13 protein-coding genes are annotated in these 12,887 nt (G+C 73.6%); 6 read left to right on the forward strand and 7 right to left on the reverse strand.

The genetic code is table 11. The annotated features are described in order from the left end of the window. Nucleotides 1-104 precede the first annotated feature (104 nt). Entirely contained in the window at nucleotides 105-578 is a 474-nt protein-coding gene (locus ABZZ20_RS18000; RefSeq protein WP_356870515.1) for a nitroreductase family deazaflavin-dependent oxidoreductase, read from the reverse strand. Further along, nucleotides 578-1,768 (reverse strand): acyl-CoA dehydrogenase family protein, encoded by a 1,191-nt coding sequence (locus tag ABZZ20_RS18005; RefSeq protein WP_356870517.1) that lies wholly within the window; start codon nucleotides 1,766-1,768, stop codon nucleotides 578-580. Before ABZZ20_RS18005 ends, ABZZ20_RS18000 begins: the two co-directional genes overlap by 1 nt. Nucleotides 1,769-1,908: 140 nt before the next feature. On the opposite strand from ABZZ20_RS18005, the gene ABZZ20_RS18010 reads away from it, so the two are divergent. Further along, nucleotides 1,909-3,171, forward strand: a complete 1,263-nt coding sequence (locus tag ABZZ20_RS18010) for an acetyl-CoA acetyltransferase (protein ID WP_356870519.1) — start codon at nucleotides 1,909-1,911, stop codon at nucleotides 3,169-3,171. 150 nt (nucleotides 3,172-3,321) lie between these two features. On the opposite strand, the gene ABZZ20_RS18015 is transcribed toward ABZZ20_RS18010, so the two are convergent. Next, nucleotides 3,322-3,825, reverse strand: coding sequence for a hypothetical protein (locus ABZZ20_RS18015; protein WP_356870521.1), 504 nt, complete (start codon nucleotides 3,823-3,825; stop codon nucleotides 3,322-3,324). Nucleotides 3,826-3,876: 51 nt separating this feature from the next. Between ABZZ20_RS18015 and ABZZ20_RS18020 the strand changes: the two genes are divergently transcribed. Then, nucleotides 3,877-4,158, forward strand: coding sequence for a helix-turn-helix domain-containing protein (locus ABZZ20_RS18020; protein ID WP_356870523.1), 282 nt, complete (start codon nucleotides 3,877-3,879; stop codon nucleotides 4,156-4,158). A 93-nt stretch (nucleotides 4,159-4,251) separates the two neighbouring features. Continuing rightward, the gene (locus tag ABZZ20_RS18025) at nucleotides 4,252-4,947 is read left to right on the forward strand and encodes a pyridoxal 5'-phosphate synthase (RefSeq protein ID WP_356870525.1); all 696 of its coding nucleotides are present in this window, start codon (nucleotides 4,252-4,254) and stop codon (nucleotides 4,945-4,947) included. A gap of 10 nt (nucleotides 4,948-4,957) precedes the next feature. Here the strand turns inward: ABZZ20_RS18025 and ABZZ20_RS18030 are convergent, their stop codons facing one another. After that, nucleotides 4,958-5,407 (reverse strand): Zn-ribbon domain-containing OB-fold protein, encoded by a 450-nt coding sequence (locus ABZZ20_RS18030; protein ID WP_356870527.1) that lies wholly within the window; start codon nucleotides 5,405-5,407, stop codon nucleotides 4,958-4,960. After that, nucleotides 5,371-5,823 carry a DoxX family membrane protein gene (locus tag ABZZ20_RS18035; protein ID WP_356870529.1) on the reverse strand — a complete coding sequence of 151 codons (453 nt, stop codon included), beginning with the start codon at nucleotides 5,821-5,823 and terminating at the stop codon, nucleotides 5,371-5,373. The genes ABZZ20_RS18030 and ABZZ20_RS18035 overlap by 37 nt, the downstream gene beginning before the upstream one ends. A gap of 173 nt (nucleotides 5,824-5,996) precedes the next feature. Here ABZZ20_RS18035 and ABZZ20_RS18040 point away from each other — a divergent pair, with 173 nt between their 5' ends. The 3 genes from ABZZ20_RS18040 to ABZZ20_RS18050 all read left to right on the forward strand — a co-directional run bounded on the left by ABZZ20_RS18040 (nucleotide 5,997) and on the right by ABZZ20_RS18050 (nucleotide 10,817). Then, entirely contained in the window at nucleotides 5,997-7,238 is a 1,242-nt protein-coding gene (locus tag ABZZ20_RS18040) for an NAD(P)/FAD-dependent oxidoreductase (RefSeq protein ID WP_356870531.1), read from the forward strand. Between the two features lie 330 nt (nucleotides 7,239-7,568). Further along, the gene (locus ABZZ20_RS18045) at nucleotides 7,569-9,803 is read left to right on the forward strand and encodes an acetate--CoA ligase family protein (RefSeq protein ID WP_356870533.1); all 2,235 of its coding nucleotides are present in this window, start codon (nucleotides 7,569-7,571) and stop codon (nucleotides 9,801-9,803) included. A gap of 183 nt (nucleotides 9,804-9,986) precedes the next feature. Next, a complete protein-coding gene (locus ABZZ20_RS18050; protein WP_356870535.1) occupies nucleotides 9,987-10,817 on the forward strand; it encodes an enoyl-CoA hydratase-related protein in 831 nt (276 codons plus the stop codon). Nucleotides 10,818-11,024: 207 nt separating this feature from the next. On the opposite strand, the gene ABZZ20_RS18055 is transcribed toward ABZZ20_RS18050, so the two are convergent. Both ABZZ20_RS18055 and ABZZ20_RS18060 read right to left on the reverse strand, forming a co-directional pair. Continuing rightward, entirely contained in the window at nucleotides 11,025-11,801 is a 777-nt protein-coding gene (locus ABZZ20_RS18055) for a VOC family protein (protein ID WP_356870537.1), read from the reverse strand. Between the two features lie 133 nt (nucleotides 11,802-11,934). Further along, on the reverse strand, nucleotides 11,935-12,876 hold the full coding sequence (locus ABZZ20_RS18060) for a hypothetical protein (RefSeq protein ID WP_356870539.1): 942 nt from the start codon (nucleotides 12,874-12,876) through the stop codon (nucleotides 11,935-11,937). Nucleotides 12,877-12,887 lie beyond the last annotated feature (11 nt).

Raw genomic sequence — 12,887 nt, forward strand, 5'->3', positions numbered from 1 at the left:
CGTCCCCCGCCCTTCCCCGCTCTTCCCCGTCCTTCTTCGACCTCGTCCCCTTCCCACCTCTTCGCGTTCCCCGTTCCCCGTTCCCTACCGGCCCTCCGCCGCGATCAGCGACGCTCCAGGCGGAACAGCCGGATCTCGCGCTCGATGCGCGCCTGGTACGTCGCGTACGGCGGCCAGAACCTCAGCACCGCTTGCCACGCCGCCGCGCGCTCCTCGCCCTCCAGTAGTCGGGCCCGTACGGCGATGTCCCAGCCCTTCCAGCTCACCTCCGCATCAGGATGTTTGAGCAGGTTTCCGGTCCAGGCCGGGTGCCCGGGGCGGCCGAAGTTGGAGCCGATCAGGAGCCAGCTGACGTCTCCCTCCTCCGGCATGCAAGCGAGGGGCGTGGTACGCGGTTCGCCCGTCTTGGCGCCCCTGGCGGTGAGGATCAGGCCGGGGAGCATCTGGGCGCTCAGCAGGACCTTGCCGCGGGTCAGCTTGTGCACCGCCTTGTCCAAGGCGGGGATGAAGTGCGGTGCGATCTTGGCGAACAGCACGGTCGAGGAGACCTTCTGCATCAGCTTGACGCCGGGAACCATCAGACGGCCACCTTCTCTTGTGGGGTGGTGAACAGGCCCGCGCGGTGGGCGGCGTGCGCCCGCAGCCGGTGGACGGGACCGAACAGCAGCTCATCGGCCGCCGCACGCTTGAAGTACAGGTGCGCGTCGTGCTCCCAGGTGAACCCGATGCCACCGTGCAACTGGATCGCCTCGCCCGCCGTCACCCGCAGGGCCTCCAGGGCCTGGGCGAGCGCGAGGCCGCCCTGCTGCGGGTCCCAGGCGGCGTAGTAGGCCGCCGAGCGGGCCGCCTGTAGCTGTACGTAGAGGTCGGCGAGCCGGTGCTTGACCGCCTGGAACGAGCCGAGGGGCCTGCCGAACTGCTCGCGCTGGCACACGTACTCCACGGTGCGGTCCAATGCCCGGCCGGCCGCGCCGACCGCCTCGGCGGCGAGCACGGCGGCCGTCGTGCACCCGGTCGCGGCGAGCGCGCCCAGCACGTCCGCGCTGGCCCGGTCGGCGCCGAGCAGGGCAGCCGGGGTGTCGCGCAGTTGGATCCTGGCCTGCGGCCGGGTCTCGTCCAGGGTGGCCTGCCGCGACCGGACCAGACCGGGGGCGTCCCCCTGTACGACGAACAGCAGGGTCCGGCTCCGGGCGAACCCGCCGGTGTGCGCGGCGACCAGCAGCAGGGAGGCGCTGTGGCCGTCGAGCACCTGGGCGACCTCCCCGTACAGCCGCCAGCCGCCGTCCTCCCCGGTACGGGCCTGCACCCCGCCGGCGCGGCCCCCGCCGGCCCACTCCCCCGGAGCGTTCTCGCCGGTCAGCGCGAGCGCGGTGGACAGCGCCGGGCCGGGGACCGCGAGGGCTGCGGTGAGCCCGCCGGCAGCGAGGGGCGGCAGCAGTTCGGAGCGCTGGGCTGCGGTGCCGAGGGCGGCGATCAGCGGCGCGGCGAGTACGGCGGTGGCCAGCAGTGGTGAGGGAAGCAACGCCCGTCCGGTCTCCTCACAGGCCAGCGCCAGGTCGGCGGGGGTACAGCCGACGCCCCCGTACTCCTCGGCGATGGCGATGCCCGGTAGGCCGAGCTGTCGGGAGAGCTGCTGCCACAGCTCGGGGTCGTATCCGGCGGCGGTGCGTACGGCGGCCTTGACCTCGGCCGGGCCGCAGCGTTTGCCCAGGATCTCGCGCAGGGTGCGGCGCATTTCGTCCTGCTCCGCGGTGAAGGCGGCATCCATCGTCGGGCTCCTCCCGTATCTGACGGGCCGTCATGTTAGGCCGGGGGACGTCAGATGCACAGGGGGTGGAGGGCCCGGGGTCCGGGAGGCCGGCGCACGCGCACTAGAAACTGACAGAGCGTCAGATGTACGGTCGCCCCATGCCTGGACCTCTGCCCGGACCCCTCCCGGGCCCCCTGCCCGGACCCGCGACCGGACCGCTCCCCGGACCCTTGGCCGGACCGCCGCCCGAGCCCCGTGACCGGCGCCGCAGGGTCGCGGTCGTCGGCATCGCCCTCTCGGACTGCGGCCGGGTGGACGGCCCCACCCCGTACGCCCTGCACGCGCAGGCCGCCCGGCGCGCACTGGCCGACTCCGGCCTGGACCGCTCCGCCATCGACGGCTTCGCCTCGGCCGGCCTCGGCACGCTCGCCCCGGTCGAGGTGGCCGACTACCTGGGGCTGCGCCCCACCTGGGTCGACTCCACCTCGGTGGGCGGCTCGACCTGGGAGGTCATGGCGGCCCACGCGGCGGACGCGATCGCGGCCGGCCACGCCAACGCCGTCCTGCTGGTGTACGGATCGACGGCGCGCGCCGACATCAAGGCGCGGCGACGCACCGCGAACCTCTCGTTCGGCGCGCGGGGCCCGCTGCAGTTCGAAGTCCCTTACGGACACACGCTGATCTCCAAGTACGCGATGGCCGCCCGGCGCCACATGCACGAGTACGGGACGACCCTCGAACAACTCGCCTCCGTGGCCGTCCAGGCCCGGGCGAACGCCGCGACCAACCCGGACGCGATGTTCCGCGACCCGATCACGGTGGAGGAAGTGCTCTCCGGGGAGATGATCGCGGACCCCTTCACCAAGCTGCACTGCTGCATCCGCTCGGACGGCGGCTGCGCGGTGCTGCTCGCGGCCGAGGACTACGTCCCCGACACCGCCAAGGCCCCGGTGTGGATCCTGGGCTCCGGCACCTCCGTCTCGCACACCACCATGTCCGAATGGGACGACTTCACGGTGTCCCCGGCCGCGACGTCGGGCCGGCTGGCCTTCGAACGGGCCGGGCTCACCCCGGCGGACGTGGACGTCGCGGAGGTCTACGACGCCTTCACGTACATGACCCTGGTCACCCTGGAGGACCTCGGCTTCTGCGCGAAGGGCGAGGGCGGGGCCTTCGTGGAGAAGGGCCGCCTCCTGCGGGACGGGGAACTACCGGTCAACACGGACGGCGGTGGCCTCTCGGCCTGCCACCCGGGCATGCGCGGCCTGTTCCTGCTGGTCGAGGCGGTCCGCCAGCTCCGCGGCGAGGCCGGTGCGGGCCAGGTCACGAAGCCGGGCGGCCGACTACCGCAGGTGGCCCTGGCATCGGGCACCGGAGGGTGGTTCTGCTCGTCGGGGACGGTGATCCTGGGTCGGGAGTAGCGCACTCCCGCGGGGCGCGGCGCCGGTCGCGGAGCTGACGAGGCGGCGGGGCGAGGTGGCCGAGCGGGCCGGGGTAGCCGAGCGGGGCGAGGGCGGACGGGGCGGCGCCGCCCCGCACCGCCCCCGCGCCCCTTCGGATCGCGCCGGGCCTCAGTACTGCCAGCGCGGTTGGGTGCCGTCCAGGCGACAGTGGATGAGGCGGCCGTTCGCGGCGTGGGTGGACCGGCCCAGGTCGGCCTTGCGGCAGAACTGGCCGGCGTTGTAGCAGTTCCCGGCGTTGGAGACGATCTCGCAGGCGACGGCCTCGGGCTGGGTGGGCGCCTCGCTCCTCGGCCGGGCGGACGGTTCGGCGTCGGGCGACTCCTGACCACCGGTCGGGGCGGCCCCGTGCGTGGGCACCTGCGCGGTCGGCGATACGGGGGCCGACGGGGGAACCGACGGGGTCGGCGATGCGGAGACCGGTACGGTCGGGGAGGCGGACACGGCGGGCGACGGCTCCGCGGGCGCCACCGGAGCGGAAGCGGAAGGCGGCGGCAGCGAAGGCGCCGGGCCGCCGTTCTCGGCCGGGCCGCACGCGACGGCCACCCCCGCCACCAGCAGGGCAACCAGCGCCCGCCGAATGGATCTGCCGCTCTTGCTCGTGGCGCTGCGCATCGGTGCCCCCACCTGTGAGCCGGTATGAGCCGGTAAACGGAGGCACATCATATGAACGGCAGTGCGGCTGCACCGGGTTTCGGCCGAATCGACGGATCCGGACGGCCGGGGCCGAGCGCTACTTCGGTGGTCGCCGCCCACCACAACATATCCGTGCGCACCCTCCACCACCTCTTTCACGGCCAGGAGGAGAGCGTCCACGCCCGGATACGCCGACGCCGCCTCGAAGAGTGCCGCGCCGAACTCGCCCGCCCCGATCTCCGTGCCCGCCAGGTGAGCGCCATCGCCGCCGGCTGGGGCTTCAGCGGACCGTCCGTCGGAGCCTGCTCGTAGACCCCGGCTCCGGGCCGGCTGCGCCCTCCCGCGTGCTGGCACGCGGGAGGGCGCAGCCGGTTGCCGATCCGGTCACAGCATTAGCCTGGGGCCATGACCCAGGAGACCGGCAGCCTCGCCGTGGACGGACCCGACGCGTTCCGGGCCACCCTGCACGCCCTGCGGGTGTGGGACGTCCCGCTCCCCGCCTTCGACACCGGGGCCGCGCCGGCCGAGCCGCTGGCGCTGTTCCGGGAGTGGTTCCTGCACGCCGCCGAGGTGGGGCAACCGGAGCCGCACACGATGAGCCTGGCCACGGTGGACGCCGACGGGCGACCCGACGTACGCACCCTGATGCTGCACGACGCCGACGCGCGCGGCTGGCACTTCGCCTCGCACGCCACCAGCGCCAAGGGCCGGCAGTTGGCCGGGCACCCGGACGCCGCGCTGGGGTTCTACTGGTCGGCCGTGGCCCGGCAGATCCGGATCCGCGGCCGGGTCACCGCCTGTGGACCGGAAGAGAGCCGGGCCGATCTGGCGGTCCGCTCGCGCGGCGCGCTCGCGGCGGCGCTCACCGGCCGGCAGAGCGAGGTGCTCGGCTCCGTGCAGGAGCTGGCACGGGCCTCGGCGGCGGCCTGGGAACGGGCCGGGGCCGAGCCGGACGCCCCGGCCCCGACGTGGACGCGGTACGTGCTGGAGCCTGCCGAGGTCGAGTTCTTCCAGGGCGACTCCGCGCGCCGTCACGTCCGGCTGCGCTACCGCCGCACCCCGGACGGCGCCGGTTGGACCCGCGAGTTGCTCTGGCCCTGACCGCGGCGGCTCACTGCGGGCGGAAGACCGCCACGCACACGCCCGCCGCCACCTCGCGGAAGGTCACCTCCAGCGGCATGCCGATGCGCAGGTCGGCCGGGGCGCAGTCCACCACCTCGGTCATCATCCGCGGCCCTTCCGCGAGGTCGACCACCGCCGCCGTGTAAGGGACCCGCGTCCCGAACGGCGGGAGGTCGTTCCGGTGGACCACCGACCAGGTGTAGAGGGTGGCGCGACCGCTCGCCGGCTCCCAGACCACCCGGTCCTCGCCCGCCCAGCAGAAGGGGCAGAACTCCCGCGGGTAGTGGTGGGCGCGCCCGCACTCCGCGCAGCGGCGCAGCAGCAACCGTCCTTCGGCGGTCGCGTCCCAGTAGGGGCGGGTGAACTCGTCGGCCTCGGGCAGGTCGTACCGCGCGGCGCCGCTCACCGGAACAGTCCCGTCGCCGCGTCGAGGGACCATGCCTGCCAGCCCATGGCGAGGAGCGCGACGAGCGAGATGAGCGCCATCATCGCGTTCTGTCCCTGTTCGGCCCAGTCGTGGATCATCAGCACGAGGTAGAGCAGGTTCAGCAGCAGTCCGCCGACCAGCGCGACCGGGGTCAGGAAGCCCACGACCAGGCCCAGCCCGATGGCGAGTTCCGCGTACACGACGACGTACGCCATCAGCCGCGGGCGTGGCTGCACGACCTTCTCGAAGCCGCCCTTGACGAAGGCCCAGCGGTGCTTGCCGGCGACGTCGGCCGCCCATGCGATGCCGGTGCCGCGCTGGAACCAGCCCTTCTTGTCCTTGTGCCGCCAGCTCTCCAGCCACCACAGGCCGAGGCCTATGCGGAGCACGGCGAGCCACTCGGCCCCACTGAGCCAGACGGTCTGCATCGGCGGCCTCCACCTACCCTCACCCATTGATCTGACGGTACGTCAGTTCAGCGGATCGCGGACGATCCCGCAAGGCCCCGCGGAACCCCGGACCGCCCGTCGTGATCGATCCGCAATCGATTCCCTCCTCGTCCGAGACCCATGAACGCTGTGTGTCGATACGCTCACACTTCATGCCCGGAGTCCCCACACCCCCCGACCTGACCACCACCCAACCCCGCCCCGTGTACGTGATCGGCGCCGGACCCGGCGGTCTCGCCGCCGCCGCCGCGCTGCGCGCCCGCGGGGTCCGCGCGGTGGTCGTGGAGAAGTCCGACGCGGTCGGCTCCTCCTGGCGCAACCACTACGACCGCCTCCACCTGCACACCACGCGCCGGCTCTCTGCCCTTCCGGGGCTGGCCATGCCGCGTCGGTTCGGCCGGTGGGTCTCGCGGGACGACGTGGTGCGCTACCTGGAGAAGTACGCCGAGTTCCACGAGCTGGAGCTCGTCACCGGCGTCGAGGTGACCCGGGTGGACCCCGCCCCCGGAGGGGACGGCTGGCTCCTGCACGCGACCGGCGGTCGGGTGCTCGACGCCCGGGCCGTCGTCGTGGCCACCGGGTTCAACCACACGCCCGCGCTGCCCGACTGGCCGGGCCTGGACACGTACGCCGGCCGACTGCTGCACGCCCGCGACTACCGCAACGCCCGGCCGTACGAAGGTCGGGACGTGCTCGTCGTGGGCGCCGGCAACACCGGCGCCGAGATAGCCGTCGACCTGGCCGAGGGCGGGGCGGCGCGGGTGCGGCTGGCCGTGCGCACCGCCCCGCACGTGGTACGCCGCTCCACCGCGGGCTGGCCCGCCCAGCGCACCGGAATCCTGGTGCGGCGGCTGCCCGTACGGCTCGTGGACCGGCTCGGCGCGCTCGTCGCCAAGGCCTCGGTCCCCGACCTGGCGCCGTACGGGCTCCCCCGCCCCACCACCGGCCTGTACAGCAGGGTCAAGGAGGGCGCGATCCCCGTGCAGGACGTCGGCCTGATCGACGCGGTGCGCGCCGGCCGGGTGGAACCGGTCGCCGCCGTCGCTTCCTTCGAGGGCTCCGAGGTGGTGCTCGCGGACGGCTCGCGGATCGAACCGGAGGCGGTGGTCGCGGCCACCGGATACCGCCGCGCCCTGGAGGGCCTCGTCGGACACCTGGACGTGCTCGACGGGCGCGGGCGGCCCCGCACCCACGGCGCCCGTACGCCCGCGCAGGCCCCCGGCCTGTACTTCACCGGTTTCTCCAACCCCATCAGCGGCATGTTCCGGGAGATGGCCCTGGACGCGGAGAAGATCGCCAAGTCCCTGTCCCGTCGCCTCGATGTCCGGCCCGACCGGTCGGCAGCCGACCACCTGCCGGACATCGGCCTGCGCCCGGTCGACCCCCTGGCCTAAGCGGGCTCGGGGAGACCGCTCAGTGGTGTGACCGGAGGGGTTCACCGGCCCGCCGCACCTTTCCGATCACAGCACCGGACCGTTGGCGTCCGGGCCCGGCCTGCTGGCCTGCCGGTCTTCCGGCCTGCCTGCCGGCCGGTCTGCTGGTCTTCCGGTCCGCCGCAGATGAGGCCGAATCCGGGCCTGGACCGGCCCGGAAGGGATCTGTCACCGTTCCACACATCACCTCCACCAGCTTTCCTGCGCAGCAGTGTTCCTGACGGCACGTCAGTTCAGTAATCTGACTAAGCGTCAGTTATTGAGGTTCATCGAGCAGGAGCGGGCGAAGCGATGCTTGGATCTACTCACGGCACCCTCACCACCGACTTCCGCGCACGTGTCGAGGCCTGCGGGGAGACCCCCAGGGCGGCCGTCCACTCCACGGCGGCTCCGTCCGATGCTGACACGGTCGCGGTGGACGTCAGCGGACGGCCCCTGCACGCCGATGTGCCGGACCTGGACCGGTTCTTCCGGCCCGAATCGGTGGCCGTCATCGGCGCCTCCGACGCCGAGGGCAGACCGAACACCGGCATCACCCGCCAGCTCATCGCCTGGGCCGAGCGCGTCGGCGCCCGGATCCACCCCGTGCACCCCACCCGCACCACCGTCTTCGGGCTGGACTGCCACGCGTCCGTGGCCGACCTGCCCGAACAGGTGGACCTCGCCGTCCTCCTCGTCGCCGACCCGCTGCCGGTGGTCGAAGAACTGGCCGAGGCCAAGGTGAAGTTCGCCGTCGCCTTCGCCTCCGGCTTCGCCGAGACCGGCGACGCGGGCGCCGCCGCCCAGGCCCGGCTCGCCAGCGCGGTCCGGCGATCGGGTCTCCGCCTCCTCGGCCCCAACACCAACCTCAACGCATTCCAGGAGTTCCGGGACGACCTCGACGGCCCGGCCATCGCGCTGATCACCCAGTCCGGCCACCAGGGGCGGCCCGTCTACTCCCTCCAGGAGCTGGGCATCCGGCTCTCCCACTGGGCTCCCACGGGCAACGAGGCCGACCTCGAAACCTCCGACTTCCTCTCCTACTTCGCCGAGCAGCCCGAGGTCGGTGCCATCGCCTGCTACGTGGAGGGCCTCAAGGACGGCCGGTCCTTCCTGCTCGCCGCCGACCGGGCGGCCCGCAACGGGGTGCCCGTCGTCGCCGTCAAGGTGGGCCGCACCGAGACCGGGGCCAGGATGGCCGCCTCCCACACCGGGAAGCTGACCGGCGCCGACACCGTCGTGGACGCCGCGATGCGACAGTTCGGCGTCATCCGCGTGGACGGTCTGGACGAGCTCCAGGACACCGCCGCCCTGCTCGCCCGGGCCCGCAAGCCGCTGGCCGACGGGGTCGTCGTCTACTCCATCTCCGGCGGCACCGGCGCCCACTTCTCCGACCTGGCGACCGAGGCCGGACTCCGCCTGCCCACCCTCTCGCAGGCCAAGCAGGACCAGCTCCACCAGTGGATCCCGGAGTACCTGAGCGTCGCCAACCCCGTGGACAACGGCGGCCACCCGGTCGGTGACTGGCGCGGCCGGAAGATCATCGACGCGATCCTCGCCGACCCCTCGGTGGGCGTGCTGATCTGCCCGATCACCGGCCCCTTCCCGCCCATGAGCGACAAGCTCGCCCAAGACCTGGTGGACGCGGCCGAGCAGAGCGACAAGCTGATCTGCGTGATCTGGGGCTCCCCGGTCGGCACCGAGGAGGCCTACCGCACCACCCTGCTCGGCTCCTCCCGAGTGGCCACCTTCCGCACCTTCGGCAACTGCATCACCGCCGTCCGCGCCTACCTCGGCCACCACCGCTTCACCGCCGGGTACCGCTCCCCCTTCGAGGACGCACCGCGGAGCCCGTCCCCCTCGTACCGCAAGGCGCAGGCGCTCATGCGCCCGGGCCAGCAGCTCAGCGAGCACGCGGCGAAACAGCTGCTGCGGGCCTACGGGATACGGGTCCCGCGCGAGCAGCTGGTGACCAGCGCCGCGGCTGCGGTCCGGGCCGCCGGCCTGGTCGGCTACCCGGTGGTGATGAAGGCCTCGGGACCGCAGCTCGGCCACAAGACCGAACTGGGCCTGGTGAAGATCGGCCTGACCTCCGCGAGCCAGATCCGGGACGCGTACCGCGAGCTCACGGACATCGCGCGCTACGAGAACGTTCCGCTCGACGGCATCCTGGTCTGCCAGATGATCGAGCGCGGGGTGGAGATGGTCGTCGGCGTGACCCAGGACGACCTCTTCGGCCCGACCGTCACGGTGGGACTGGGCGGGGTCCTGGTGGAGGTGCTCCACGACGCGGCCGTGCGCGTCCCGCCCTTCGGCGAGGAGCAGGCCCGGGCGATGCTGACCGAACTGCGCGGCCACGCCCTGTTGGAGGGGGTCCGCGGGGCGCCTCCGGCGGATGTCGACGCACTGGTCGAGGTCGTCCTGCGGGTGCAGCGGATGGCGCTGGAACTCGGCGACTCGCTGTCGGAACTGGACGTCAACCCGCTGATGGTCCTCCCGCGGGGGCAGGGGGCGGTGGCGCTGGACGCGCTGGCGATCTGCCGGTGACGCTGCCGCTCGGCGACTCGCCTCCCGGGCCTCGGGGTACGCCCCCCGGGCCTCGGTCCGCGGCCCCGCGGCCGACCCGGGCCACGACCGCCAGGTCCCCGGCCCCGGCGGTCACCGTCTCCCGCGCGGCCCGAACCACCCCGTGACCGTCCCGTCCCCGTCCCTGACTGGAGCAGTACGTCCATGGCCGACTCCCCCCGTGTCGAACCCGCCCCGGATCACCGTGATGCGGCGGTACTGCACCGCATCGACCACGGCGTCTCGTGGATCACCCTGAACCGTCCCGAGGCCATGAACGCCGTGACCTGGGACCAGCGCGAGCGTGTCATCGCACTCCTGGGAGAGGCCTCCGCCGACCCCGCCGTGCGGGCCGTCGTCATCACCGCCACCGGCAAGGGCTTCTGCGCGGGCGCCGACCTGCGCGGGGGCCCCGCCGTCGGTGGTGAACGCATCGCCGGTGACGTGGCCCGCATGATCCGCCTCGGTGCGCAGCGCCTGATCACGGCGGTCCTGGACTGCGAGAAGCCGGTCGTCGCAGCCGTCAACGGCACGGCCGCCGGCATCGGCGCCCACCTCGCGCTCGCCTGCGACCTGGTCGTCGCGGCCGAATCCGCCCGCTTCATCGAGGTCTTCGTCCGCCGCGGCCTGGTCCCGGACGGCGGGGGCGCGTACCTCCTGCCGCGCCTGGTCGGCCCGCAGAAGGCCAAGGAGCTGATGTTCTTCGGTGATGCCCTCGCGGCGGTCGAGGCCGAGCGGCTCGGTCTGGTCAACAAGGTGGTGCCCGACGAGGAGCTGACGGCCGTCGCCCGGGAGTGGGCACAGCGTCTCGCGGAGGGCCCGACCCGCGCCCTGGCCCTGACGAAGCAGCTGGTCAACGCCTCCCTGGACGGCGACCTGGCAGCCGCCCTGGCCGCCGAGGCCACCGCTCAGGAGATCAACATGACCACGGCCGATGCGAACGAGGGGGTGGCGAGCTTCGTGGAACGCCGGTCGCCCAAGTACACGGGCCGCTGAGCGGGGCCGGGTAGGCCCGGGTAGGCCGGGTGGGGCCGGGTGGGGGAAGGAGCGGGCCGCGGGCGACGGCATCGGCCCGCGACGCCGCCCTGACCCACCCGGGACCCGCTCGGGCCCTGCCGTCAGCCCGCGGGGCCGTACGGCTGCGGGGCCTGCGGGTGCGGGGCCGCGAGGCCGCGGGCCGCCGGCCGCGGACCCGGCGGGGACTCACATGCGCGGGTCGGGCTTCAGCAGGGCGAACATCGCCCCCGCCGGGTCCGCGAGGAAGGCGATCCGGCCGACCTGGGGCACGTCCGCCGCCGGCATCAGCACCGACCCGCCGTTCGCGGTGGCGGCCGAGACGGTGGCGTCGACGTCCGGGACGTTGAAGTACGGCACCCAGCCCTTGGGCCCCTCGCCCCGGGCCGGCGCGACACCGCCGAAGGAGCCTTCCTGCTGGTCCCCGTCAGCGATGCTGAGCACCCGGTACGTCATCCCGGGCGCCGGCATCTCCTGGCTGCGCCACCCGAACAGTCCGTTGTAGAACGCGATGTCCGCGACGGGGTCGGGGACGTGCAGTTCCGCCCACACCAGCGAGTTCTCGGCGGAGGCCAGTCCCAGCCCGGCGGTCTTGCCCGGCTGCCAGATCGCGAACTGAGCGCCCTGCGGGTCGGTGGCCTGGGCCAGCCAGCCCTCGCCCATGACGTCCATGGGCTCCATGCGGATCGTGCCTCCGCCGTTCTTGACGGCCTGGACGGTGCTGTGGATGTCAGGGCTGTTGAAGTGCACCATCCACGCCGACTTCGCGCCGTCCTCGGTGAGCGGGCCGAGCGCGGCCACGGTCTTGCCGTCGAGCTGGAAGAATCCGTAGCCGCCCGTGTCCGGTCCGGCGGAGACGAACTGCCAGCCGAAGAGGGCGCCGTAGAACGCAGCGGCGGCGTCGGTGTCGGGACTTCCCAGGTCGAGCCAGTTGGGCGATCCGGTGCGGAAATCGGTGCCGAGCATGGGGGTCCTCCTGGATGACGGTGGATCGGGTGGATCGGGCCGGGGGCCACGATGCCGACCTCTCCCGGGGCTGTCCGGCGTACCGGTCCTGCCGGGGCAGTGGTTCACCCGTACGGGCGAACGGCGGCCCGCGCTACGGGCGGTGCATGGTGATGACCGAGAGGGCGTCCGGATCGCCGGTGAGGACGAACAGCTCGGGCCGGACGGCCGTGCCGGCGACCTGCCAGTCGCGGAGGCGGCCACAGCCCGCGACCGTGAGCGTGACCCGGTCCCGCGGCCCGCCGGAGGCCGGGTGGCCGCTCTCGCGCCGCGGCTCGAAGGTCCACGTCCCGGTCCCCGAGCACGTGTCCCACAGCGCGGAGTTCTCGTCGACCAGCGGCAGGTTCTCGGCCACCGCCTCGCCGTTCTCGCCCAGCCGCAGCCGGTACGCGCCGCCGGCGCCGATCCAGTCCCCGACGTACCGGCTCCGCTCCAGTCGGGGCGGCTCGTACGCGTGCCAGCGGGTCCGCTCCTGGAGGAGCCCGCCGACCACGGTGAGGAGCAGGGCCGCCCCGGTGACGGCGCCGATCCGGGCCGCCATCGCGCCCCACCGCAGGAACCGGTGGCGCGCGTACCACGCCGCCGTCACCGGCAGCACCCCGGTGCCCGCGACCCAGGCCACCGACCAGCCGAACGGGACGTCCCACAGGGAGACGGCCCCCCACGCGTAGGCGGCGGAAACCGTGGCGGCTGCGAGCGCCGCCCGGACCGCCGCCCACCGCCGGTCTCCCAGGAGCCGCGCCAGCGCCATCGCCGGCAGGGTGAACAGCAGCCAGTGCAGGTACCCGGCCAGGACCACCAGGAGGAGCACCCGGGGAGCCCAGGAGAGGGCGCCACCCGCGAAGCCCGTGCCGTGGTCATCGCGCATGCCGGCAGTAGCGAGGAAGACCGCTCCCGCCACGACGAGCTGCGCCATGAAGGCCAGCTCCGCCCCGGTCGCCAGGTGTGACCACCTGCCGCCGCGCGTCGCGGCCGGAGCCGGTTCCGCAGCCCGTTTCGGAACCGGCTCCGGCCCGTACGCCTCTGTCGTCCCCATGACCCCCACCC

Origin of the sequence: Streptomyces sp. NPDC006430 (genome assembly GCF_040612395.1) — a bacterium.
In the GTDB taxonomy this organism is placed as follows: Bacteria; Actinomycetota; Actinomycetes; order Streptomycetales; family Streptomycetaceae; genus Streptomyces.